20 protein-coding genes and 2 pseudogenes are annotated in these 21,931 nt (G+C 52.6%); 9 read left to right on the top strand and 13 right to left on the bottom strand.

Features of this window, described 5'->3' with window-relative positions; translation table 11 throughout:
• Positions 1-126: 126 nt before the first annotated feature.
• The 6 genes from JCM12308_RS04235 to JCM12308_RS04210 form a co-directional block, all read right to left on the bottom strand.
• Entirely contained in the window at positions 127-579 is a 453-nt protein-coding gene (locus tag JCM12308_RS04235) for an NUDIX hydrolase (protein WP_054782954.1), read from the bottom strand.
• A gap of 25 nt (positions 580-604) precedes the next feature.
• Positions 605-889, bottom strand: coding sequence for an HPr family phosphocarrier protein (locus tag JCM12308_RS04230; protein ID WP_014283527.1), 285 nt, complete (start codon positions 887-889; stop codon positions 605-607).
• A 6-nt stretch (positions 890-895) separates the two neighbouring features.
• Complete coding sequence (locus tag JCM12308_RS04225) at positions 896-1,300, bottom strand: PTS sugar transporter subunit IIA (RefSeq protein WP_008548522.1); 405 nt, start codon at positions 1,298-1,300, stop codon at positions 896-898.
• Between the two features lie 108 nt (positions 1,301-1,408).
• Positions 1,409-1,903 carry an HPr kinase/phosphorylase gene (locus tag JCM12308_RS04220; protein WP_008548390.1) on the bottom strand — a complete coding sequence of 165 codons (495 nt, stop codon included), beginning with the start codon at positions 1,901-1,903 and terminating at the stop codon, positions 1,409-1,411.
• The gene (locus tag JCM12308_RS04215) at positions 1,900-3,729 is read right to left on the bottom strand and encodes a sensor histidine kinase (RefSeq protein WP_008548424.1); all 1,830 of its coding nucleotides are present in this window, start codon (positions 3,727-3,729) and stop codon (positions 1,900-1,902) included. The genes JCM12308_RS04220 and JCM12308_RS04215 overlap by 4 nt, the downstream gene beginning before the upstream one ends.
• Before the next feature lie 82 nt (positions 3,730-3,811).
• Complete coding sequence (locus JCM12308_RS04210) at positions 3,812-4,510, bottom strand: response regulator transcription factor (RefSeq protein ID WP_037036395.1); 699 nt, start codon at positions 4,508-4,510, stop codon at positions 3,812-3,814.
• Positions 4,511-4,934: 424 nt separating this feature from the next.
• Here JCM12308_RS04210 and JCM12308_RS04205 point away from each other — a divergent pair, with 424 nt between their 5' ends.
• From JCM12308_RS04205 to JCM12308_RS04190, 5 genes are all read left to right on the top strand, one after another.
• Entirely contained in the window at positions 4,935-6,545 is a 1,611-nt protein-coding gene (locus JCM12308_RS04205) for a phosphoenolpyruvate carboxykinase (RefSeq protein WP_054782953.1), read from the top strand.
• Between the two features lie 195 nt (positions 6,546-6,740).
• On the top strand, positions 6,741-7,799 hold the full coding sequence (locus tag JCM12308_RS04200; protein WP_054782952.1) for an XdhC family protein: 1,059 nt from the start codon (positions 6,741-6,743) through the stop codon (positions 7,797-7,799).
• A gap of 1 nt (position 7,800) precedes the next feature.
• Positions 7,801-8,892, top strand: coding sequence for a molybdopterin-binding protein (locus JCM12308_RS04195; RefSeq protein ID WP_208978241.1), 1,092 nt, complete (start codon positions 7,801-7,803; stop codon positions 8,890-8,892).
• Complete coding sequence (locus JCM12308_RS28970; RefSeq protein ID WP_208978240.1) at positions 8,862-9,428, top strand: nucleotidyltransferase family protein; 567 nt, start codon at positions 8,862-8,864, stop codon at positions 9,426-9,428. The genes JCM12308_RS04195 and JCM12308_RS28970 overlap by 31 nt, the downstream gene beginning before the upstream one ends.
• A 381-nt stretch (positions 9,429-9,809) precedes the next feature.
• Positions 9,810-10,025, top strand: coding sequence for a hypothetical protein (locus tag JCM12308_RS04190; RefSeq protein ID WP_014283520.1), 216 nt, complete (start codon positions 9,810-9,812; stop codon positions 10,023-10,025).
• A 137-nt stretch (positions 10,026-10,162) separates the two neighbouring features.
• Here the strand turns inward: JCM12308_RS04190 and JCM12308_RS04185 are convergent, their stop codons facing one another.
• From JCM12308_RS04185 to JCM12308_RS04160, 6 genes and pseudogenes are all read right to left on the bottom strand, one after another.
• On the bottom strand, positions 10,163-10,570 hold the full coding sequence (locus JCM12308_RS04185; RefSeq protein ID WP_008548358.1) for a F0F1 ATP synthase subunit epsilon: 408 nt from the start codon (positions 10,568-10,570) through the stop codon (positions 10,163-10,165).
• A gap of 81 nt (positions 10,571-10,651) precedes the next feature.
• Positions 10,652-12,075 (bottom strand): annotated as a pseudogene (gene atpD / locus JCM12308_RS04180) (F0F1 ATP synthase subunit beta).
• 25 nt (positions 12,076-12,100) lie between these two features.
• On the bottom strand, positions 12,101-12,988 hold the full coding sequence (locus tag JCM12308_RS04175) for a F0F1 ATP synthase subunit gamma (protein WP_054782951.1): 888 nt from the start codon (positions 12,986-12,988) through the stop codon (positions 12,101-12,103).
• A 33-nt stretch (positions 12,989-13,021) separates the two neighbouring features.
• Positions 13,022-14,551: a F0F1 ATP synthase subunit alpha gene (atpA, locus tag JCM12308_RS04170; RefSeq protein WP_008548515.1), complete on the bottom strand. Its 1,530-nt coding sequence runs from the start codon at positions 14,549-14,551 to the stop codon at positions 13,022-13,024.
• A complete protein-coding gene (locus JCM12308_RS04165; RefSeq protein ID WP_008548376.1) occupies positions 14,551-15,111 on the bottom strand; it encodes a F0F1 ATP synthase subunit delta in 561 nt (186 codons plus the stop codon). The genes atpA and JCM12308_RS04165 overlap by 1 nt, the downstream gene beginning before the upstream one ends.
• Before the next feature lie 214 nt (positions 15,112-15,325).
• Entirely contained in the window at positions 15,326-17,503 is a 2,178-nt protein-coding gene (locus JCM12308_RS04160) for a primosomal protein N' (protein WP_054782950.1), read from the bottom strand.
• A gap of 238 nt (positions 17,504-17,741) precedes the next feature.
• Here JCM12308_RS04160 and fsa point away from each other — a divergent pair.
• Both fsa and JCM12308_RS04150 read left to right on the top strand, forming a co-directional pair.
• A pseudogene (gene fsa, locus JCM12308_RS04155) lies at positions 17,742-18,394 on the top strand (fructose-6-phosphate aldolase).
• Between the two features lie 119 nt (positions 18,395-18,513).
• Positions 18,514-19,002, top strand: coding sequence for a 2-thiouracil desulfurase family protein (locus JCM12308_RS04150; RefSeq protein ID WP_054782949.1), 489 nt, complete (start codon positions 18,514-18,516; stop codon positions 19,000-19,002).
• A 49-nt stretch (positions 19,003-19,051) separates the two neighbouring features.
• On the opposite strand, the gene JCM12308_RS04145 is transcribed toward JCM12308_RS04150, so the two are convergent.
• Positions 19,052-19,606 (bottom strand): transglutaminase domain-containing protein, encoded by a 555-nt coding sequence (locus JCM12308_RS04145; protein ID WP_054782948.1) that lies wholly within the window; start codon positions 19,604-19,606, stop codon positions 19,052-19,054.
• Between the two features lie 341 nt (positions 19,607-19,947).
• On the opposite strand from JCM12308_RS04145, the gene JCM12308_RS04140 reads away from it, so the two are divergent.
• Entirely contained in the window at positions 19,948-20,682 is a 735-nt protein-coding gene (locus tag JCM12308_RS04140) for an endonuclease (protein ID WP_054782947.1), read from the top strand.
• A 90-nt stretch (positions 20,683-20,772) separates the two neighbouring features.
• Positions 20,773-21,858 (top strand): phospholipase D-like domain-containing protein, encoded by a 1,086-nt coding sequence (locus JCM12308_RS04135; protein WP_054782946.1) that lies wholly within the window; start codon positions 20,773-20,775, stop codon positions 21,856-21,858.
• The last annotated feature ends 73 nt before the right edge of the window (positions 21,859-21,931 follow it).

Genomic DNA, 21,931 nt, shown 5'->3' with positions numbered 1-21,931 from the left:
GCGCTCGCGAAATGAGCGATCACTGCACGCAGTTATACATCACAGAGGAAGTAGAAAGCAATAAAGATATAAAGGTTTCTTTATATCCGACTAAAATGCAAGCGTCCTGCAGATGAGCAGAGAGACTCAGACCTTCACTGGAAGATAAGGCTCTAGAATTTCAAGGATATTTTCAGGGAATACAGTCAGAGAGGTGGTTTCCAACTCTTCGCGAGTCCACCAGCGATGGTTTCTCATCACCTGCGTTTCCAACTCAGTATGATTGGAATAGTCGATTTTCGAGTGGGATACGGTGACGAGGAAGAAGTGCTCTTCGGCATCGACAGTTTCGCCGGAGGGCGTCTGAAAGACGGCTCTTCCGATGTGAATCTTCTCACCGACGGGCTCGGTGATTCCGGTCTCTTCCAGAAGTTCACGGCGGGCGGCTTCTTCAAAGCTCTCGCCCGGCTCTATGCCACCTCCAACGGTGGCCCAGTAATCCTGCCCTTTGAGAGGGCCTTTATCGAACTTGAAATTGAAGAGCAGAATTCGGTTTTGAGGATCAACTACCAACAGACGTGCGGCTGGACGTTTTTTCATCGGACCCTCGAAACGCTCGAATTGCTTAGTCTCTCTCGCCGAAGCCGTCTTCTACCAGATGCGTGATCGCGGAGAGGGCTTCTTCTTTCTGATTGCCGGTGACGACAACGTGGATAGAGCACCCCGGGCTGGCCGCAAGCATCATCAGGCCCATAATGGAGGTTCCACCTACTGTCTGTCCGTCTTTGGAGACTTTAACATCGGCATCAAAAGTCTCAACCAGCTTGACCAGCTTGGCTGAGGCGCGCGCGTGCAAACCACGGGTGTTCACGATGGTCAGGTCGCGAGCTAGCACTGTGCATTCATCCATATTTTCTTAGCCTTGCCCGGACAGGACCTGCGAAGCTACGGAGATGTACTTCTGTCCTGCGCTGCGGGCTTCTTCTACCGCTTCGGCAAGCGATTTCTCGTTGCGAACGCTTGCCAGTTTTATGAGCATCGGCAGGTTTACACCAGCTACGACCTCTACGCTACCACCATCCATTACAGAGATAGCGAGATTAGAAGGTGTACCGCCAAACATGTCGGTAAGAAGGACGACGCCAGAGCCATCGTTGACAGCCTCTACTGAACGCAGGATATCCTGACGACGTTGTTCCATATCGTCATCGGGGCCGATGCAGATGGTTGCTACCCGGTCCTGTGGACCTACAACATGCTCAAGAGCCGATTTGAACTCTTCTGCCAACCGACCATGGGTGACAAGAACTAGACCAATCATATATTTCCCGCGAACTAACAGAGTGTCTACTCTATGGTTATTCCAATCCTACTTTGTTGAAGGACACGCTGCAGTGCAAGAAAAATCAGCATGCTCATACACAGAGGGCTAATAGTTGTGCACTGGATTAGTAAAAATAAGTGCATTTGCGAGCCGAAGAGCCGCTAAATGATCTTCCTTTGGTACTTGCTGTCGAATTAATTTGACTGAGCAAAGTTCACAGGTTAGCGCCTGCTCCTCCGGCAACCTGTCGATTTCCTCTCGGGCTTCCAGATCCAAAACCATATGGATTACTGCCGTATCAAGATAGGGAACTTCGACAATGCCGAAACCGCGCAGCTCGGCCTTTCCCTTAATTGAATTTGGGCAAGAGCCTATTAAGCGACCATTTTTCTCAGCAATATAGACGCGATCATCCGCCACAAGGGCTGCAAAGCTGCCTTTCAGGTGGGCACGCTGTATCAGTTCCAGCGCCAAAGCGGACTTGCCGGTTGCTGAAGGGCCACGGATCAGAATGCCTTTCGTGCCAACCACCAGACAGGTGGCGTGTATCGCCTGACCTTCTGCTGCTTGTACACTTTGCTTCTGATCCAGTGTGGTCATGAGGTTGTCTTCGCCCTCAGTTTGATTACGAAGCGGGCGCCAAGCACTTTCTGCTCCTGCCCTGCTTCCTCAGAGGTTCGGTTCATCACCGAGATCTCACCTCTGTGAGCTTCGATGATCTGGCGGCAAATTGAAAGCCCCAGACCAGAATTATTGCCGAAGCCTTCGTTTTCAGGCCGGTCTGTATAGAAGCGCTCAAACACACGTTCGCGGAGCTCTTCCTTGATGCCTGGACCGCAATCCTCAACCCAGATGATGATCTGGTTGCTCTTGCGTTTGGCCGTGATCGTGACCGGGGTGCCTTCTGGCGCGAATGAACGGGCGTTGTCGATCAGGTTATTGATGACCTGACCGAGGCGCTGATCATTGCCGTGGATCTGGAACTTGTTCTCTGGCTTGGCAGGATCAAACTTCAGGTCCACATGGGCAACTTCATCACATGCACGTTCGTTGGCGATAGAGACAACGGCATTCAGCAAGGTCGCGATGTCTACATCATGGGATTCTGCGCGGGACATTTCAGCATCGATACGAGAAGCCTCAGAGATATCGGTGATGAGTCGATCCAGTCGCTTCACGTCATGCTGGATGACGTCCAGCAAGCGTTCGCGGGATTGTTCTGTTTTCGCCAGAGGCAGCGTTTCAACTGCACTTCGGAGCGAAGTCAACGGGTTTTTCAGCTCGTGGGCAACGTCTGCGGCGAAGCTTTCGATGGCGTCCATGCGGCCATATAGAGCCTTTGTCATGTTTCGCAGTGCACGCGCCAGATGGCCGATTTCGTCGTAGCGATCTTCGAACTCCGGAATCTCTTCACGCGTGTTGATGGCGGACTGCACCTTCTGCGCGGCTTCTGACAGACGGCGGACCGGGCCAGCGATGGTGCCTGCGAGCAGAACGGAGAGGATCATCACCACAACGGCGGCGACGATAAAGATCTTCAGGATCGCGTTGCGCTCTGCAGCGACGATGTCGTCGATATCACCGCCCTGCGTCGACAGGAGGAGCGCGCCCAGAACACCGCGGAAGCGCTGAATTGGCACAGCAACGGCGACAACCATCTCACCTTTGGCACCAACGCGCACCACGGAAGCTGGAGAACCAGCCAACGCTGCCTCTACTTCAGGGTACTCGCGGCCTTCGGTGCGGCCTACTTCTTTATAAGGCGGGTATTCACCACGACGGATCCAAAGCTTCAGCTCCTCCCACATCTTCTGGAAGAAGGGATCGGTGCTTTCATCCGGTGGTGGCAGATCGAAGCGGAAAATCTGATTTTGGGCGTGGAGCTGGCGTGAATCCAGCATCAACATGCCCTCAGGGTCATAGATCCGCGCTCGTGTTTTCGTGGGCGATATCAGTCGCCTGAGGATAGGGCCTACGATCTCAGGGTTGATTGGAAAGTCAAGGCTTCCGAGCGTAGAGCGGGCACTGGTTGATTCTCCAGCTTCCAGACGCAGCAGCTGCTCCGGATCGACCATGAGAGAATCACCGTCACTTGTCGTTGAAGCCGCAATGGCGCCTGCAATGATCTCACCTTGAACCAACAGTGACTGAACGCGTGCATCGATCAGTCCGGCCTGAAACTGGTTCAAATACAGAATGGAGATCACCATCGCCAGAAGACCGACGAGGTTGAGCACCAGAATACGGCGGGTCAAAGAAGAAAAGACATAGGTGCCCGCAAGCGAGATCCAGCGCGTGAAGACGCGTTGGCGCACTTGCCTGCGTCCCAACCATCGGAACGCACCTGTATGTTGCGGATCAAGAGTTTCAGAAGCTTCTGCAGCTTCGATGTCTTCCCGCTCTTGTTCTTCTTTTTTGTCCGACATTCGCTCTTATCGAATTCTCAGGAACGCTTGCTCTTGAGCTTTTTCCAACTCTGAGACAGCCCGGCCAACGGGCCGCGTGCGATTAGTTTTCGCGGAAGCGATAACCTACACCGTAGAGTGTTTCGATCATATCAAAGTCATCATCAACCACTTTGAACTTCTTGCGAAGACGCTTGATATGGCTGTCGATGGTGCGATCGTCAACATAGACCTGATCGTCATAGGCCGCATCCATGAGAGCATTACGGCTTTTCACAACGCCCGGACGCTGAGCAAGAGCAAAGAGAATCAGGAACTCGGTCACAGTCAGAGTGACTGGCTTGGCGAGCCATGTGCAGGTGTGACGCTCTTTATCCATCACCAGATTGCCACGCTCCAGCAGCTTGGAGGTTTCGGTGGCAGCACTTGCAGCATCACGTGGAGCAGCGCGGCGCAGAACTGCTTTTACGCGCTCAACCAGCAAACGCTGTGAGAATGGCTTACGGATAAAGTCGTCTGCGCCCATCTTCAGGCCAAACAGCTCATCGATCTCATCATCTTTGGATGTGAGGAAGATCACTGGCAGATCAGACATCTGACGGAAACGGCGCAGCAGCTCCATACCGTCCATGCGAGGCATTTTGATATCAAAAATGGCAAGGTCCGGTGGATCAGCCTGGAGCCCTTCCAGTGCTACTGTTCCATCCGTATAGGTTTGGACCCGATATCCTTCGGCTTCCAACGCAATCGAGACGGATGTCAAAATGTTACGGTCATCATCGACCAGAGCAATCGTTGGCATATCAGAGACCTTATTCCTCTCTTGCACGCTTCGCTACATTGTTTGGATTTGAGATTAACTTGCGCGATCCCTAATCCTGAAATGCGGCAAAACCCTGTTATAGCAAGGTATTTGGAAAATTTCCTTATTTAGCGCCACTTTTGACAAAGTTTCGCCTGCCAAGTGCCACGTGTTCTTCATGAAGTGTATCGTTAAACGCTTAAAAGTGAAAACCAAGTTTGCCGCGAGTTTATTTTTATAAGCAAAATAAATCTATGCCAGCAAAAGGTCTTATTTCAATCGGTTTAATAGAAAAACGCAGGATTTCTGGTCTTGCTTTTCTAAGTATGACTGCCCCATCCAAGGGGCGTTATCGCTAAATTCACTGGCGCGATGCCATTGAATGACGCAAGGTAAATTGTGAGCCGATTAAGGACTACTGAACATGAAAGAGTTCGGACTACGGAATTCCGCGTTTGGGTGTGACACCTTCGGACTGAAGGGCCTCAAGAGTGTGTATTGGAACCTGACCGAAGCTGAACTTTATGAGCATGCTATCAGGAATGGTGAAGCACAGATCGCCGCGGGCGGCGCACTTTGTGCAGAAACAGGTACTCACACAGGACGTTCTCCTAAAGACAAGTTTGTTGTTCGCGACGCCAAGACCGAAGATACGATCTGGTGGGACAACAGCGGTGCAATGAGCACCGAGCACTTCGACGTGCTTTTGAACGACATGCTGTCCCATGCTGAAGGTATGGAGCTGTATGTTCAGGACCTTTATGGAGGCGCTGACCCTGCGCATCAGCTGAACGTTCGCGTTTATAACGAGCTGGCTTGGCACAACCACTTTATCCGCAACATGCTTCTTCGCCCGTCCCGCGAAGACCTGAAGAGCTTTGAAGCAGAGATGACCATCATCGATCTGCCAAGCTTCAAGGCTGATCCAGAGCGTCATGGTTGCCGGAGTGAAACGGTTATTGCCTGTGATCTGACCAACAAGATCGTTCTGATCGCCGGTACTGCTTATGCTGGTGAGATGAAGAAGTCCGTCTTCTCCATGCTGAACTACATGTTGCCAGAGGATGGTGTGATGCCGATGCATTGCTCCGCGAACGTTGGCGATAACGATGATGCAGCTGTCTTCTTCGGCCTTTCCGGCACCGGTAAGACCACTCTTTCCGCTGATCCGTCCCGTACGCTGATCGGTGATGATGAGCATGGCTGGGGCCCGGATGGCATCTTCAACTTTGAAGGTGGCTGCTACGCGAAGACCATTCGTCTTTCTGCAGAAGCTGAACCAGAGATTTTTGCGACCACGCAGCGCTTCGGCACCATTCTTGAGAATGTTGTACTGGATGAAGCTCGTGTTCCTGACTTTGATGATGGTTCCAAGACAGAAAACACGCGCTGCTCTTACCCAATCCACTTCATCCCGAATGCGAGTGAGACTGGACGCGCAGCGCATCCTAAAAACATCATCATGCTGACTGCTGATGCGTTTGGTGTTCTACCTCCAATTGCAAAGCTTTCCGGCGCGCAGGCGATGTACCACTTCCTTTCCGGTTACACCGCGAAGGTTGCTGGCACAGAGCGTGGTGTGACTGAGCCGCAGGCGACATTCTCCACCTGCTTCGGTGCGCCGTTCATGCCGCGTCATCCATCAGAGTATGGTGCTCTGCTGAAGGATCTGATCCGTGAGCACGATGTTGACTGCTGGCTTGTAAACACCGGCTGGACCGGCGGCGCGTATGGTGTTGGTCACCGTATGCCAATCAAAGAGACCCGTGCACTGCTTCGCGCTGCATTGGACGGCTCTTTGAACGCTGCCCAGTTCCGTAAGGACGAAAACTTCGGCTTTATGGTTCCTGTTGCAGTCCCAGGCGTTGATACCAGCATTATGGATCCACGGAGCACCTGGAGTAATCCATCCGAGTATGACGTACAGGCTGCAAAGCTGGTCGACATGTTCGCTGCGAACTTCCAGATCTTCCAGGATCACGTTGATGATCTGGTCCTGAATGCAGGTCCAATTACCAAGATTGCTGCTGAGTAATCAGCATCAATCCCCCGAAGGAGCGCTGGAGCGAAAGTTCCGGCGCTTTTTTGTTTTAATGAACACTGTTCTGTTGTTGCATCCCCTTGAAGAAGCAGGCTAGGCTCCTCACTCTATTAAGGCGTATTCTACTGGGAAGTCAGTTTTCCCTTTCCCGGAATGCGTCGAGAGACCCTAATTATTCGCGAGCCTGCCATGTCTGTTGCTACCCTGCCTCAAGAACTAGCCCAAAATCTCGATGTCCTTGGTGTTGCTGAACGCTGGCAGGATGAAGGCCGTCAGTTGGTTCTCGCGACTGTTATCGAAACCTGGGGCTCTGCACCGCGCCCGGTGGGCAGTCATCTCATCATCGATGGCAATGGTGAGTTTGAAGGCTCGGTTTCAGGCGGCTGTGTGGAAGGCGCTGTGGTAGCTGAAGCCATGGAAGTGCTGGAAGACGGCAAAGCGCGCAAGATTGAGTTTGGCGTGGCCGATGAGACAGCATGGCGTGTGGGACTTTCCTGCGGTGGGAAGATCGGTGTTTATCTGCAGCCGCTGACCTCTGAAGCTGATCATGGTCATATCCGCCTGCTGAACGCCTCCAAAGCTCAGCGCCAACCCGTTGCGCTGCTGACCAATCTGGAAACCGGATTGTCCTCTGTGATGCTTTATGGAGATGATGCGGAGGATTCTGCGCTGGCGGATGCTTTTGAAAATGGTGTTCGCAGTGGCAAATCCGGTCAGGTTCAGTCGGCAGCTGGTGAGGAGTACTTCCTGAGCATGCAGGTGCCGGCGACGCGTATTGTGGTAGTCGGTGCTGTTCATATTACACAGGCGCTGGTTCCGATTGCGCAGACAGCCGGGTTTGACATCACCATCGTTGACCCTCGCACTGCTTTCGCCTCTGAAGAACGGTTCCCGCATGTGCCGTTGCTGGCTGAGTGGCCGGAAGAGGTGATGGATCAGTTGAAGCTGGATCCCTTCACGGCGGTTGCTGCTGTAACCCATGACCCGAAGATTGATGATTTGCCGCTGATGGAAGCGCTCAAAGCAGGCTGCTTCTATGTGGGTGCTCTTGGGAGCCGGAAGACCCATGCAAAGCGGTGTGAGCGTTTTCTGGCAGCTGGCCTGAGTGAAGATGACCTTGCCCGCATCAAGGCGCCGATTGGGCTTGATATTGGGGCTGCGAACCCTGCCGAGATTGCCGTAGCTGTGCTGGCAGAGATTATCGTGACCCTGCGTGGCACCAAAGCAGAGCAGAAGAAGGCGGGCTGACGTGAAATTTGGAAGCAGAGCAGCCGAAGAGAGCATTGGGTGTTACCTCGCCCATTCCATCAAACATAATGGCCTTTCCTTCTCCAAGGGACACCAACTGACTGCGGAAGACGTGAATCAGCTGATTGCGGCTGGGTTTGCTGACGTAACCGTTGCTCAGGTAGAGGACACGGACCTGCATGAGGATGAGGCGGCGGCGCTGCTGGCCAATCATGCCTGCGGGGATGCTGTTTCTGCTTCTACCCCGTTTACCGGACGTGCGAACCTTTACGCTACACACAGCGGCGTGTTGCAGGTTGATGCGGATAAGGTGACGGAAGCCAATCTGATTGATCCTGCCATCACCTTTGCCTGCCTACCGCCTTTCACGGAAGTCCGTGAAGGACGGATGCTGGCGACGGCGAAGATCATTCCGCTGGCAGTTGATCAGAAACTAGCAAAAGAAGCGGCGGAGAAGATCTCTGCTGCGATTTCTGTTGCTGCGTATTCTCCGAAGTCGGTTGCCGTGATTTCAACGACGCTGCCGCATCTGAAAGAGACAACAATCACGAAGAGCCTGCGTGTGTTGCAGGAACGGCTGGACATTGCGGAGAGCACGATCTCTGCTGATCTTCGCGTGCCTCATGATGAGGCGGCTCTGATCAACGTGTTGAACACGGAGCAGGTTCGGGATGCGGATCTGGTGGTTGTGTTTGGGGCTTCCGCTGTCGTGGATCAGGGAGACGTTATCCCGGCGGCTATTCAGGCAGCTGGGGGAGAGCTGATTCATTTCGGGATGCCAGTTGATCCGGGCAATCTGCTTGTGCTTGGCGACCTTAACGGCACGCCGGTGATTGGTGCGCCGGGGTGCGCGCGTAGTCCGCAGGAGAACGGCTTTGACTGGGTCCTGCAGCGGTTGCTGGCTGATATCAGCGTCACACGCCGGGATATCATGTCTATGGGCGTGGGTGGGCTTTTGAAAGAGATTCATAGCCGTCCGCAGCGAGAGACCATCCTCTTTCTGAAGACCCAGATAAAACCGTTTGCAGCGGTGTGTTGCTTGCGGCGGGTAATTCTTCTCGCATGGGACAGCACAACAAGCTGTTGGCTCTGATTGATGGGAAGCCGGTGGTGAGACACGTTGCAGAACATGCGCTTGCCAGTGATTTGAGTGAGTTGATTGTGGTGACCGGTGCGATGGCCTCCAAGGTGGAAGAAGCGCTTTCCGGTCTCCCTATCCGATTCCGCCATAACGCTGACTTCGATGAGGGCATTTCATCCTCCATCAAGAAGGGCATCGAAGGCGTGGCTGAGCAGTCGAATTCTGCACTCATCCTGCTTGGTGACATGCCGTTTATCTCGACTGAGGACATCAACACGCTGCTTAAGAGCCGAAGTGTGACGCAGGATCAGCTGATTGGCGTTTCAACAACACAGGGAAAGCGTGGCAATCCGGTGCTGTGGGATCGGGCCTTCTTTGAGGATTTGCTTTGCTTGCGCGGGGACATTGGCGGCAAGCCAATCATCCAGCAGAACCCCTCTGTGGTGTACACCGTAGAAGTTGGCGAAGCAGCGCGGCGTGATCTGGATGACCCGGAGGCACTTCACAGTGCCGGTGGCATACTTGGCAAACACTCCGAAAAGCCATAATTCGCCACAATTGATGAATCAATTTGGCGCAGAAACCACAATGTTTCCGTAGAACTTTCGCGGTGGTTAATATTGGTGCATACACATGCCATTTGCTATCTGATTGTTTTACTTGCAAATTTCAAAATCAGAAAAATTTTCTATCCAGATTTTCTTGTGTAAGCATTTTTACACAGCTAAAAATATCTGGCTATTTGGAAAGGGGAGAGATAATCTTTTTCCCGTCCGGTAAATTTGTCTGCTTTTAATGCAGCAAAAGAAAATTCCGGTGATCCCATAATCAAAAATGGTTCCATTGATCCAACGGCGAGCATGGCTTTCACGCTCCTCCCGCGTGCATGCAGGCTTTGATCTATGGCTCCAAAGAACAAGGGTAGGTAGATGAAAGCACCAGTTATGCCGAAAGCGGGCCAGTGCAAGTGGACTGAAGGCGACAGCGGAAGTTACACTTTCCCATGCACCAACCGCGCTGAAAATGGTTCTTACTGCGAGTATCATCGCACGATTGTTTATGAAACACCTGAGCAGCGTAAAGCGCGTGCTGAGGAAATGCGCGCAGCAAATGCGGCAGCTAATAAAAAGCGGATCGCAGCCTAATCAACTGGGCTGTGTACCCCTTCCCTGCGCTCTTATGCATTTTGCTATAAATCGCAGGCCCTGTTTAATCTGCACTGCAGATACAAAAAAGCCTCGGCACTGCCGAGGCTTTTGTTTTTCTTGGCATCGAAATGCAATCAGGAAGCTTTGAGGGCTGCCTGCAGCTCCTGCAGCTGGGAAAGTACCAGCCGTGCAGCCTGACGTGCATCTTCGTCCTTTGCATCAGCTACATCTTCACTCGCATCTTGAATCTGCTGTGCGATGTAACCTGCATCAAGATCGGCCATCGGGATCGCCTGTTCCGCCAGAACAGTCATGCCAGACGCGGAAACGTCAGCAAAACCACCCCGCACGAAGTAATCGTGCTTGGAACCATCTTCGCTGAGCGCTTTAACAACACCCGGACGCATGGTTGACAAGAACGGCGAGTGACCAGCGCCAACACCAAACTCACCTTCAGAACCAGGTACGGTTACATCAGTAACCTTCGCTGAGAGCAGAAGGCGCTCTGGTGATACCAGCTCAAACTGAAATGCTTCAGCCATTTAGCTCATCCTCTATCCGTTTCTAAGAGTGACGCAGGTTATGCGTCACCCAAAGAAGTCACCGGTTCAAAAGAACCGAGATTAAGCAGCGTCCTCAGCCAGTTTCGCAGCTTTCTCGATTGCCTCATCCATAGAGCCAACCATGTAGAATGCAGCTTCTGGCAGGTGGTCGTATTCACCAGCAACGAGGCCTTTAAAGCCTTTGATGGTGTCCTCGAGCGCAACCAGTTTACCTGGGGAACCAGTGAAGACCTCAGCAACAAAGAACGGCTGGGACATGAAGCGCTCGATCTTACGTGCGCGAGCAACAACCAGCTTATCTTCTTCAGAAAGTTCGTCCATACCAAGGATGGCGATGATGTCCTGAAGTGACTTGTAGCGCTGAAGTGTTTCCTGAACAGCTGTCGCAACTTCGTAGTGCTCGTCACCGATAATGCGCGGGTCAAGCATACGAGAGGAAGAGTCCAGTGGATCCACAGCAGGGTAGATGCCTTTTTCAGCGATCGCACGGTTAAGAACCGTTGTCGCGTCCAAGTGAGCAAATGTGGAAGCAGGTGCAGGGTCAGTCAAGTCATCCGCAGGAACGTAAACGGCCTGTACGGAAGTAATAGAACCCTTGGAAGTGGTCGTAATACGCTCCTGCATGCCGCCCATGTCGGTAGCAAGTGTAGGCTGATAGCCCACAGCAGAAGGAATACGGCCGAGAAGTGCGGACACCTCAGCACCAGCCTGGGTAAAGCGGAAGATGTTGTCCACGAAGAACAGAACGTCCTGGCCTTTATCACGGAAGTCTTCCGCGATGGTCAGACCGGTCAGAGCAACACGTGCACGTGCTCCTGGAGGTTCGTTCATCTGACCGTAAACAAGAGCAGCTTTAGAACCTTCGCCGCCTTTTTCCTTGTTAACGCCGGACTCGATCATTTCCCAGTAAAGGTCGTTACCTTCACGAGTACGCTCACCAACACCAGCGAATACAGAGTAACCGCCGTGTGCTTTAGCAACGTTGTTGATCAATTCCATGATGAGAACTGTTTTACCAACACCCGCACCACCGAACAGGCCGATCTTACCACCCTTTGCGTAAGGAGCGATAAGGTCAACAACCTTAATACCGGTTGGAAGGATCTCAGCTTCTGTAGACTGCTCTACGAAAGCAGGAGCTTCCTGGTGGATGCCGCGCTTGGCATCATGTTCAATTGGACCAGCTTCATCAACAGGCTCACCAATCACGTTCATGATGCGGCCCAGAGTGCCGTCACCAACTGGAACTGCGATAGGTTCGCCAGTGTCACGTACTTCCTGACCGCGGACGAGACCTTCGGAAGCTCCATGCAGATTGTACGTACTGTGTTTTCGCCCAGGTGCTGAGCAACTTCGAGAACCAGACGGTTACCGCCGTTGTCAGTTTCCAGAGCGTTCAGAATTGCAGGGAGTTCACCATCGAAGTGAACGTCGACAACAGCGCCGATTACCTGCGTGATCTGTCCGACTTTCGTGTCAGCCATCACTTAAATCCTCGTCTCAACTCGGTCAGAGCGCTTCCGCGCCCGCAATAATTTCAATCAGTTCCGTCGTGATCTGTGCCTGACGCTGACGGTTGTATGTCGTTGTCAGTTTGTCGATCATCTCGCCGGCGTTGCGCGTTGCGTTGTCCATTGCGGCCATACGCGCGCCCTGCTCGGAGGCACCGTTTTCAAGGATTGCGCTGAAGATCTGAATACCGATGTTGCGTGGCAAGAGAGTCTCAAGGATCTCCTGTTCACCCGGCTCGTATTCGTACAGTGCATCCTCAGAGGAACCGTTATCAGCGTCATCACCAGCGTCGAACTGAGCTGGAATAAGCTGTTTTGCGGTCGGAACCTGACTGATTACCGATTGGAATTGCGCGTAGAACAGTGTGCAGACATCGAATTTTTCGTCATAGAACATTTCCATAACGAGGTCAGCGATGTGCTTGACGTCACCGTACTCGATCGATTTCAGACCGCGCAGTTCGATATTCTCTACAATGTGCTGGTTGTAACCACGCTTCAGGGCGTCGTAGCCCTTCTTACCAACGGTGACGATCTTAACCGTCTTACCTTCAGCAAGGAGTTTATCAGCGTGTTCACGTGCCAGACGTGCGATTGACGAGTTGAAACCACCGCAGAGGCCACGCTCTGCTGTGCAGACGAGGAGCAGATGTGTCTGATCCTGTCCGGTACCCGTCATCAGCTTCGGCGCATCATCTCGACCTTCGAACCCAGCTGCAAGATTGCCAAGTACTGTCGCCATGCGTTCAGCATAGGGACGACCGGCTTCTGCAGCATCCTGGGCACGACGCAGTTTCGCCGCGGCCACCATTTTCATGGCCTTGGTGATTTTCTGCGTCGCTTTGACCGAAGCGATGCGGTTTTTTAGGTCCTTGAGGCTCGCCATGGGCGCTCTCGTTCCTTATCCCGTTGCTTCGAATTAACCGAGGGTCTTGACGTAAGCGTCCAGTGCAGCTTTCAGCTTGTCAGTCAAATCGGCGTCGAGTGCCTTCTTCTCCCAGATAGTGGAGAGAAGGTCAGCATGTTCTGCACGCAGGAAGCGCAGCAGGCCAGCTTCAAATTCGCGGACGTCGCTTACTGGACGGTCGTCCAGGTAGCCGTTCACACCTGCGAAGATAACTGCAACCTGTTCTTCCGTCTTAAGCGGGGAGAACTGAGGCTGTTTCAGCAGTTCGGTCAGGCGTGCACCACGGTTCAGAAGCTTCTGAGTGGTTGCATCCAGATCAGAACCAAACTGCGCGAACGCAGCCATTTCACGGTACTGAGCCAGCTCACCCTTAATCGGGCCAGCAACCTGCTTCATAGCTTTAACCTGAGCGGAAGAGCCCACGCGAGAAACTGAGAGACCCACGTTAACCGCAGGACGGATGCCCTGGAAGAACAGGTCAGTTTCAAGGAAGATCTGACCGTCGGTGATGGAGATCACGTTGGTCGGAATGTACGCGGACACGTCGTTTGCCTGAGTTTCGATCACTGGCAGCGCGGTCAGAGAACCGAGGCCGTGGTCTTCGTTCAGCTTCGCAGAACGCTCGAGCAGACGGGAGTGCAGGTAGAACACGTCACCTGGGTACGCTTCACGTCCTGGTGGACGACGGAGCAGCAGGGACATCTGACGGTAAGCAACAGCCTGTTTGGACAGGTCATCGTAACCGATCACAGCGTGCATGGAGTTGTCGCGGAAGTACTCACCCATTGTGGTACCTGCGAACGGCGCCAGATACTGCAGAGGTGCAGGATCGGATGCTGTTGCAGCAACAACGATGGAGTATTCCAGAGCACCAGCGTCTTCCAGAGCTTTAACGAACTGAGCAACAGTTGAGCGCTTCTGGCCAACTGCAACGTAGATGCAGTACAGCTTGTCGTGCTCGTTGTCAGATGCGTGCAAAGGCTTCTGGTTCAGGAAGGTGTCGAGGATGATTGCGGTTTTACCGGTCTGACGGTCACCAATCACCAATTCGCGCTGACCACGTCCGATCGGGATCAAAGCGTCAATCGCTTTCAGACCCGTGGACATTGGCTCGTGAACGGACTTACGAGGCAGAATGCCTGGTGCCTTCACGTCAACGCGGCGACGTTCAGTAGCTTCGATCGGACCTTTGCCGTCGATTGGGTTACCGAGTGGATCGACAACGCGACCCAGCAGACCCTTACCTACTGGAACTTCCACAATAGCGCCGGTACGTTTTACCGTGTCGCCTTCTTTAATGTCACGGTCGTTACCGAAGATAACAACACCGACATTGTCAGTTTCAAGGTTCAATGCCATTCCCCGGATACCACCTGGGAATTCAACCATTTCACCTGCCTGGACGTTGTCCAGACCGTAAACGCGGGCAATGCCGTCGCCTACGGACAGAACTTGACCAACTTCAGTCACTTCAGCTTCTTGGCCGAAGTTCTTGATCTGGTCCTTGAGGATAGCGGAAATTTCCGCGGCCCGAATATCCATCAGCCGACCTCTTTCATCGCGAACTTAAGAGAGTTAAGCTTGGTACGCAGTGACGTATCAATCATCCGGCTGCCGATCTTCACGATCAGACCACCTAGAATGGATGAGTCCACCTTCACTACAATCTTCACGTTCTTGCCCGTAGAAGCGTTGAGTGCTTCTTGGAGAGCAGCGACATGCTCAGCAGTCAGTTCCGTTGCAGAGGTTACTTGAGCAGTAACTTCTCCACGTTTTGCAGCGAGCTGCGCACGGAAAGCCTGGATCATGCCTGGAACGGCGAAGAGGCGCCTGTTTTGGGCAACCAACTTCACAAAATTTGCGGTCAGGCCAGAAATTCCGGCCTTTTCCAAAATAGCAGAGATCGCCTTTGTTTGGGCGTCTGCACTAAAAACGGGGCTCTTGATAAGACGATCAAGATCAGCACTCTCGTTTAAGAGTGCCTCAAACTGGTCGAGACCCTTCTCCACCTCTGCCGTCGCACCCTGCTCCTCAGCAAGGTCCAACAGCGCAGAAGCATAACGCAAGGCCACGCCTGAAATGAGAGATACGTTGTCAGTCACTGGATCCGTGCTCTCCCGCGCATTCAAGATTCTGGCGGCTGGCTCGCCGGAAATCCAAATCCTTGATAAGTCGCGTCTAATTCAATTTGAATGGCACAATCTGAGATAACTGTGCCGATAAAGCCGCGCTTCGCATAGCACACGCGTGACCGCCTTGCAACATGGCGTAGGTATTCCAACGCATACATTGAGGTGCCAAACTTTCTGCGCAGCACTACATGAAACTTTGGGGGTCAACATCAACCTGCACTCTGATACCGCCGGTTGGCTTGGGTGCAACAGACAACCAGTTTCTCAGAAAGCCTTGTAAATCAACACTCCGGGGCGCGATTGCCAGCAAACGGAAGCGATATCTGCCCCTCACAAGAGCCATTGCAGCCTCTGCCGGACCGAGGATTTGGACGCCTTCTGAACTAGGACTATTTACTGCAAGAGATTTAGAAAATTTTTCGGTGAGCGATCTGTCGGGCCCCGAAATAATCAAAGCAGCGAGTCTGCCGAACGGGGGCAAGCCAGCGTTTTCACGCGACTCGATTTCCGCAGCGTAAAATTCCTCGGGATTTCCCGAAAGAAGTGCCTTAATCACGGGCTGGTCAGGGTTGTAAGTCTGAAGCAAACCGCGGCCTTTTCCGTGTATTCGGCCTGCACGTCCTGTCACCTGCGCGAGAAGTTGGAAAGTGCGCTCTGCTGCTCTTGGATCGCCATTTGCGAGGCCCAAATCGGCATCAACGACCCCTACAAGCGTCATTAGTGGAAAGTTATGCCCTTTTGCGACTAATTGGGTGCCGATAACAATGTCGACTTCCCCCTCTTCAACCAGCTTCATTTCGCGATTTATACGCTCTGTGCCGCCCGGTAAGTCAGAGGAGAGAACGAGCACCCGCGCTTCGGGAAATAACGCTGAGACATCTTCAGCAATTCGCTCCACTCCAGGACCGCATGCAACAAGTGAATCGGAGTTGCTACATTCAGGGCATTTATCCGGTATAGGCTGTGAATAGCCGCAATGATGGCATACGAGCTTGCCCTTAAAGCGGTGCTCTACAAGCCAAGCTGAGCAGTTTTCACAATGGAACCGATGGCCGCAGGTTCTGCACAGGGTCAGTGGGGCATAACCCCTACGGTTCAGAAACAGCAAAACCTGATTACCATTGGTCAGCGTTTGCTGGATTTCGTTGACCAATGCGGGAGCCAGCCACTTGCCTCGTTCAGGCCCATCACAGCGCATATCGATGCCTTTAATGGTCGGCATTTCCGCACCGGAAGCACGCTCTGGGAGCACGATTTTCGTGTATCTGCCCAGTTTCGCATTTACCTGACTTTCCACAGATGGTGTTGCACTGGCAAGCACCACAGGAAAACCAGAGATATGCCCCCGGACAACGGCCATATCCCTAGCGTTGTAGGGAACGCGGTCGTCTTGCTTGTAGGCTGTATCATGCTCCTCATCCACGACGAGCAAACCAAGCCTGTGAAAAGGAAGGAAAAGTGCCGAGCGCGCGCCGACAACGACCTTCACTTCGCCATTTGCGACTCCGCGCCATGTTCTTGCGCGTCGTTTTGGGGGCACTTGAGAGTGCCATTCGGCGGGTCTGACGCCAAATCGGTCTTCAAATCGATTCAGAAATTGGTTGGTGAGTGCGATTTCCGGGATGAGGATCAGCGCCTGCTCATTGTTTTTGAGGGTCTCAGCGACGGCTTCGAAGTAGACTTCGGTTTTCCCCGATCCTGTCACCCCATCAATAAGAAAGGCCTTGAACCCTTTGCCGATGGCTTCGCACAACTGATTCGCGGCACCTTGCTGAAGATCTGTCAGCTTTCGGCCCGGCAAAGTTGGGTCAGGATCCGGCAATGGCGGTGTTGCCGGCAGCATTGCTTCTTCCAAAACACCCTGCTTTTTGAGCCCGTCGATCACCGAGGAACTCACACCAGCTGCACCAGCTAGGCCGGGGCGTGTCCACGCCATACCGTTTTCGACCAGTTCCATGACCTTGGAACGGGCCGGTGTCATGCGATCCGGCTGCATGCCGTCGATGTAACGAACACCGGAGAGCAGCGGTTCCGGTTCCAGAGCTTCTTCTGAACGCAACACCATGCGCAACACCATGCCGGGTGCGCCCAGCGTCCAGGCGGCAACCCAGTCGATGTATTTCCTAAGATCTTCAGCAATTGGAGGCGTGTCGTACACATGCAGGATGCTTTTCAGCTTCTTGGGATTAACCTTTGTATCCGGTTCGCCATCCCAAACCGCGCCGATCACTTCACGCGGGCCAAGGGGCACTCGCACGATGGAACCGGGGCGCACATCCAAATCTGCCGGCACTTTATAGGAATAAGCACCTGCGACAGCGACGGGAACCAGTACAGGGACTATCACCTCAGGCTCGCACATCTGGCTGGTGCCGAAAAACTCGTGTTGCTGACTCACGAAACTCTATTCCTTGTTGAGCATCTGCGGGTTTTAAGGCGCATTCTTATCCGAAAACGAAAGAGCGTGTTTTCTGAATACGCTTTAGCGGGTTTTACTCTTGTTGTTTCTATGCACTCTGGGCTAAACACATACCGGAATTCACCCCCTAGGCCTCCGATACCCTACGAGAGGCTGCTATGAAATCAGGAGCCTTTCTGGCATGAAATTCTTCGTTGATACAGCTGACACCAACGAAATTAAAGAGCTGGCTGCAACCGGTCTTCTCGATGGTGTTACCACTAACCCATCTCTTATCATGAAATCCGGTCGTCCAATGAAAGAAGTCATCGCAGAGATCTGCGAGCTTGTGGATGGCCCTGTTTCTGCTGAAGTTGTTGCGACAGACGCAGAAGGCATGCTGAAAGAGGCTGAAGAGCTGATCGCGATTGCAGACAACATCTGCATCAAGCTGCCTCTGACTCTTGAAGGCCTGAAGGCTTGCCGCGTGCTGGCGAACAAAGGTGTTCAGACCAACGTGACCCTGTGCTTCTCTGCAAACCAGGCTCTTCTGGCTGCAAAAGCTGGCGCAACCTTCATTTCTCCATTCATCGGCCGTCTGGACGACATCAATGTTGAAGTCTGGACCTGATCGCTGAAATCCGTCAGATCTACGACAACTACGGCTTTGGCACCGAAATTCTTGCAGCTTCCATCCGTACTGCAAACCACGTGAAAGACTGTGCGCTGATCGGCGCTGACGTTGCAACCATTCCACCAGCGACCCTGAAGGGCCTCGTGAAGCACCCACTGACCGACAAAGGTCTGGAAGCATTCATGAAAGACTGGGCAGCAACCGGTCAGAGCATCGTATAAGCTCTTTATTCGTCGCACATAGCGATGATATTAAGCGCAGGCCTTCCGGTCTGCGCTTTTTTTGTTTTATTTTGCCAGCAAATCAGCCAAGCCCATCAAAAATTCAAGTTTTCGATAATATGCCCGAGAAGATCCTGATAAGCGCGTGTTTGCTGGGTGAACCAGTTCGCTACAATGGCACTGGCTTATCCCTTGAAAATACCCTGCTCTCTGAATGGAAGACTGCTGGCATTCTGGTACCGCTGTGTCCTGAAGTCGCCGCAGGCTTTCAAACTCCACGACCTCCAGCAGAAATCGAAGCAGGTCAGTTGGGCACGGATGTATTTGCCGGAAACGGCAGCATTTATGAAAACACCGGGCGTGATGTCTCCGAGCAGTTTCGGTTTGGAGCTGACTTAGCCGTAAAGACCGCCATTGAAGCAGGTTGCCGTTTTGCTTTGCTGACAGATGGCAGCCCATCCTGCGGGAGCTCATTTATCTATAGTGGCCATCACGATGGGCAGACGCGTTCCGGTATGGGTGTTGTAACTGCTGCTTTGCGTCATCATGGCGTTGAGGTGTTTGCTCAGCATCAGATTCATGAGTTAGCCGAGCAGTTGCGCCGCTAAACGTTCGGCAAATGAATTAAGAGCGCAGTTAACTCACTCTTTTCCCGCTCTACGATGCATGTGTTGCAATCCATTCTGTCACAAGCCGGAAGTACTTTGCGCGTAAATCACGCTGGTCTTGAGGCAGGCTCGAGACAAGATCTGTTTTCAAATCAATTATGTTCTCCGTAGCCGGGTATTCACGCTCAGCAACTGATGCAAGCGCGGTATGATTTGAGCCACTCCAATCGTGGTTCACCTTAAAACCGAAGTTCGCAAGTTCATCATGCCAGGTCGCATCCAGATTGAGCCATATCCCCTGCTCTAACACCCGTACATAGTGGTGAAAGTCCGGTACGCGTTCATGAGTAGCGATTGTTTTGAGCTCTTCCGGAAAACTTCCATGAATAGGTGTGCTCTCGTTGAAGTACGTGAACATCGTGATGATCTCGGCCTGATATCCAGCTTCACGGAGAAAGTCTCTCAGCAGAATATGCTTCCCCGAGCAGGAACCAACGTTGCTTGTATAAACAGCCTCTGGATCTCGGTTGCCAGTTGAACCGTATGGGATGCTGCGCACGTGGTGATAAATCTGCGGAAGAGACCCTAAGCTATTCTCCCACATAATTTTCTGCAGAAATTCTTTGTATTTCCTCACTTAGCTGTCATTGCTCCCTATTCAAAATGAGAAGCAACTAGTATTTCCCGAAAAGCCTCACAAGCAAAGCCTTAGGCTCTGCATTTTCGCTAAGGACTGTTTCCCTCCCCTTCATCACCCTCGGCAAGGTTCACACCCATTCATTCGGTCAGAGTGGAACGGCACAAACCAGTATCCACCGCGTCAAACAGTGTTGGCAGGAGTTTTTTAACGCTCCCTCGCCAGCTTCTGATGGTGACATTAAATGCGTATCCTGATCTGAAAATCCGTGGCCACTTTTCAGGGATACGCTTTAGAAAGACTTCTTCATGCGTAAACTCATCGTACTCTTTGCTGCCCTTTTAACTTGTTTCTGGGCTGCTTCAGCCTTTTCAGCACCACCAACCAGTTTCTCTCAGGCCAAGCGCTTGCTGGAGAAGCATATTTATCCATCAGAAGAGTATCGTGAGACCTTCTATTGCGGTTGCTCCTATAATGGGGAGAAGCAAGTCGATGCAGACAGCTGCGGGTATGAGCCCCGTAAGAATGCCAAGCGTGGTAAGCGGATTGAATGGGAACACATTGTTCCTGCTTCCCGCTTTGGCAAAACGCGCGCTTGCTGGACGGAAGGTGATCCGGCCTGCACCACCAAGAAGGGCAAGGCTTACAAGGGTCGTCGATGCTGTTCCAAGGTAGATGAAGAGTTCAAACGTATGGAAGCCGACCTGCACAATCTGGTTCCAGCGGTTGGCGAGTTGAATGGTGACCGCTCCAACTTCCGCCTCGCTGTGATTGAAGGGGAAGACCGGACTTACGGCGCCTGTGATTTTGAGATTGACCGGGAACGAAAAGTTGCCGAACCAATGGCTGAGACACGCGGGGATATCGCACGGATCTATCTCTACATGCAGGAGACCTATGGCATGCCGCTGACAGAGACAGAGGTGGAGATGTTCAACCAGTGGATGGTTGAGGATCCGGTGTCAGAAGAAGAGCAACTGCGTGACACTCGCATTTTAGAAATTCAGGGCAACACCAACCCGCTTATCTCGGTAGGTTTCTAACCCGCCACCAATTTCACTTCCTACCGTCATAATTGTGTACCGACACATCATCTACCCTAGGGTAAGATGTTATGACGGTGGGAGGGTACAATGGCAGTTCAAACCGAGAATCTGAAATTCCTCGTTGGTCCGAAAACAGTCCTCGATCATTTGCCGGATAATCCGCTGGATGATCTGGAGGGCGAGATTATTGCGTTTATCGATGCTGCAGTGCGAAGTCTCGACATAGCAATTCAAGAAATAGACAATAAACGCATAACCAACGCAATAATTAACGCAAAACGGCGCGGCGTGCGGGTGCGAGTGGTATCCGAGGCGGATTACCTAAGCGTGGATGAGCCTGCGGATGACCCGCATACCAGTGATCCGCGTGTTGAGAACGAGGTGAACCGCCAGCTTCATGCGGCGCTACTGCGTTCTAAGGTGTGGGTACGGACGGATTTTAACCCACGGATATTCCATCAGAAATTCATCATTCGCGACGGCAATGCTGTTCTGACTGGCTCGACAAACTTCACGGAGACCGGCACGCATCGCAATCTGAACCACCTTCTTATCATCAAGGATGAGAAGGTCGCTGACATCTTTGAGCGGGAATTCAGGGAGATTAAACGCGGGAGATTTGGCCGCTACAGCGTGGATGAGAACGAGTCCGAAAACACACCGAAAGAGGTGGTGGTTGACGACATCCGTGTAAAGGTTTGCTTTGCGCCAGACCATGCGCCGGAGATGGAAGTCACCAAACAGATGACAAAAGCTAAGGAACGGGTGGACTTTGCGATCTTCACCTTCTCCAAGAGCTCTGGCATTGATGATGCCATGTTGCTGCTGATGGAAGCAGGAAGACGGGTGCGCGGCGCTCTTGATGCCCGGCAAGGTGGGCAGGACTGGGCCGCGACGCAGCCACTTGCAGAAGCAGGCGCTGACTTGCATTTCGTTCGCGGATCAAGCCGGATTGGCAAGCTACATCATAAGCTTATGGTGATTGACGATAGCATCATGATTGTTGGCAGCTTCAACTACACTGGCCCTGCGAACCGGTTTAATGACGAGAACATCGTTGTTCTGGGAGATTCTGTTGCCCCGACGGAGAACCAGAAGCGGTTTGCGATGGCGGCACGGCAGGAGATTGACAGGATCATCAGCGACCACGGGGAACCAATCGTGATCGACTAAATCTGCTCAGCCATTTCGTAAAGGCGTGAATGTTTATCTTTTGGTAACCATTCAGCCAGATTTGGCGCTTACA

Source organism: Pseudovibrio denitrificans JCM 12308, from assembly GCF_001310815.1.
GTDB lineage: Bacteria > Pseudomonadota > Alphaproteobacteria > Rhizobiales > Stappiaceae > Pseudovibrio > Pseudovibrio denitrificans.
The sequence above is the reverse complement of the archived record's forward strand: the minus strand, read 5'-3'. Positions and strand labels throughout refer to the sequence as shown.

What these genes read in the sequence shown, in the direction of transcription:
- JCM12308_RS04235 (WP_054782954.1), bottom strand. Translation starts at nt 579, where the DNA reads ATGAAAAAACGTCCAGCCGCACGTCTGTTGGTAGTTGATCCTCAAAAC.
- JCM12308_RS04230 (WP_014283527.1), bottom strand. Translation starts at nt 889, where the DNA reads ATGGATGAATGCACAGTGCTAGCTCGCGACCTGACCATCGTGAACACC.
- JCM12308_RS04225 (WP_008548522.1), bottom strand. Translation starts at nt 1,300, where the DNA reads ATGATTGGTCTAGTTCTTGTCACCCATGGTCGGTTGGCAGAAGAGTTC.
- JCM12308_RS04220 (WP_008548390.1), bottom strand. Translation starts at nt 1,903, where the DNA reads ATGACCACACTGGATCAGAAGCAAAGTGTACAAGCAGCAGAAGGTCAG.
- JCM12308_RS04215 (WP_008548424.1), bottom strand. Translation starts at nt 3,729, where the DNA reads ATGTCGGACAAAAAAGAAGAACAAGAGCGGGAAGACATCGAAGCTGCA.
- JCM12308_RS04210 (WP_037036395.1), bottom strand. Translation starts at nt 4,510, where the DNA reads ATGCCAACGATTGCTCTGGTCGATGATGACCGTAACATTTTGACATCC.
- JCM12308_RS04205 (WP_054782953.1), top strand. Translation starts at nt 4,935, where the DNA reads ATGAAAGAGTTCGGACTACGGAATTCCGCGTTTGGGTGTGACACCTTC.
- JCM12308_RS04200 (WP_054782952.1), top strand. Translation starts at nt 6,741, where the DNA reads ATGTCTGTTGCTACCCTGCCTCAAGAACTAGCCCAAAATCTCGATGTC.
- JCM12308_RS28970 (WP_208978240.1), top strand. Translation starts at nt 8,862, where the DNA reads ATGGGACAGCACAACAAGCTGTTGGCTCTGATTGATGGGAAGCCGGTG.
- JCM12308_RS04190 (WP_014283520.1), top strand. Translation starts at nt 9,810, where the DNA reads ATGAAAGCACCAGTTATGCCGAAAGCGGGCCAGTGCAAGTGGACTGAA.
- JCM12308_RS04185 (WP_008548358.1), bottom strand. Translation starts at nt 10,570, where the DNA reads ATGGCTGAAGCATTTCAGTTTGAGCTGGTATCACCAGAGCGCCTTCTG.
- JCM12308_RS04175 (WP_054782951.1), bottom strand. Translation starts at nt 12,988, where the DNA reads ATGGCGAGCCTCAAGGACCTAAAAAACCGCATCGCTTCGGTCAAAGCG.
- atpA (WP_008548515.1), bottom strand. Translation starts at nt 14,551, where the DNA reads ATGGATATTCGGGCCGCGGAAATTTCCGCTATCCTCAAGGACCAGATC.
- JCM12308_RS04160 (WP_054782950.1), bottom strand. Translation starts at nt 17,503, where the DNA reads ATGTGCGAGCCTGAGGTGATAGTCCCTGTACTGGTTCCCGTCGCTGTC.
- JCM12308_RS04150 (WP_054782949.1), top strand. Translation starts at nt 18,514, where the DNA reads ATGCCCGAGAAGATCCTGATAAGCGCGTGTTTGCTGGGTGAACCAGTT.
- JCM12308_RS04145 (WP_054782948.1), bottom strand. Translation starts at nt 19,606, where the DNA reads ATGTGGGAGAATAGCTTAGGGTCTCTTCCGCAGATTTATCACCACGTG.
- JCM12308_RS04140 (WP_054782947.1), top strand. Translation starts at nt 19,948, where the DNA reads ATGCGTAAACTCATCGTACTCTTTGCTGCCCTTTTAACTTGTTTCTGG.
- JCM12308_RS04135 (WP_054782946.1), top strand. Translation starts at nt 20,773, where the DNA reads ATGGCAGTTCAAACCGAGAATCTGAAATTCCTCGTTGGTCCGAAAACA.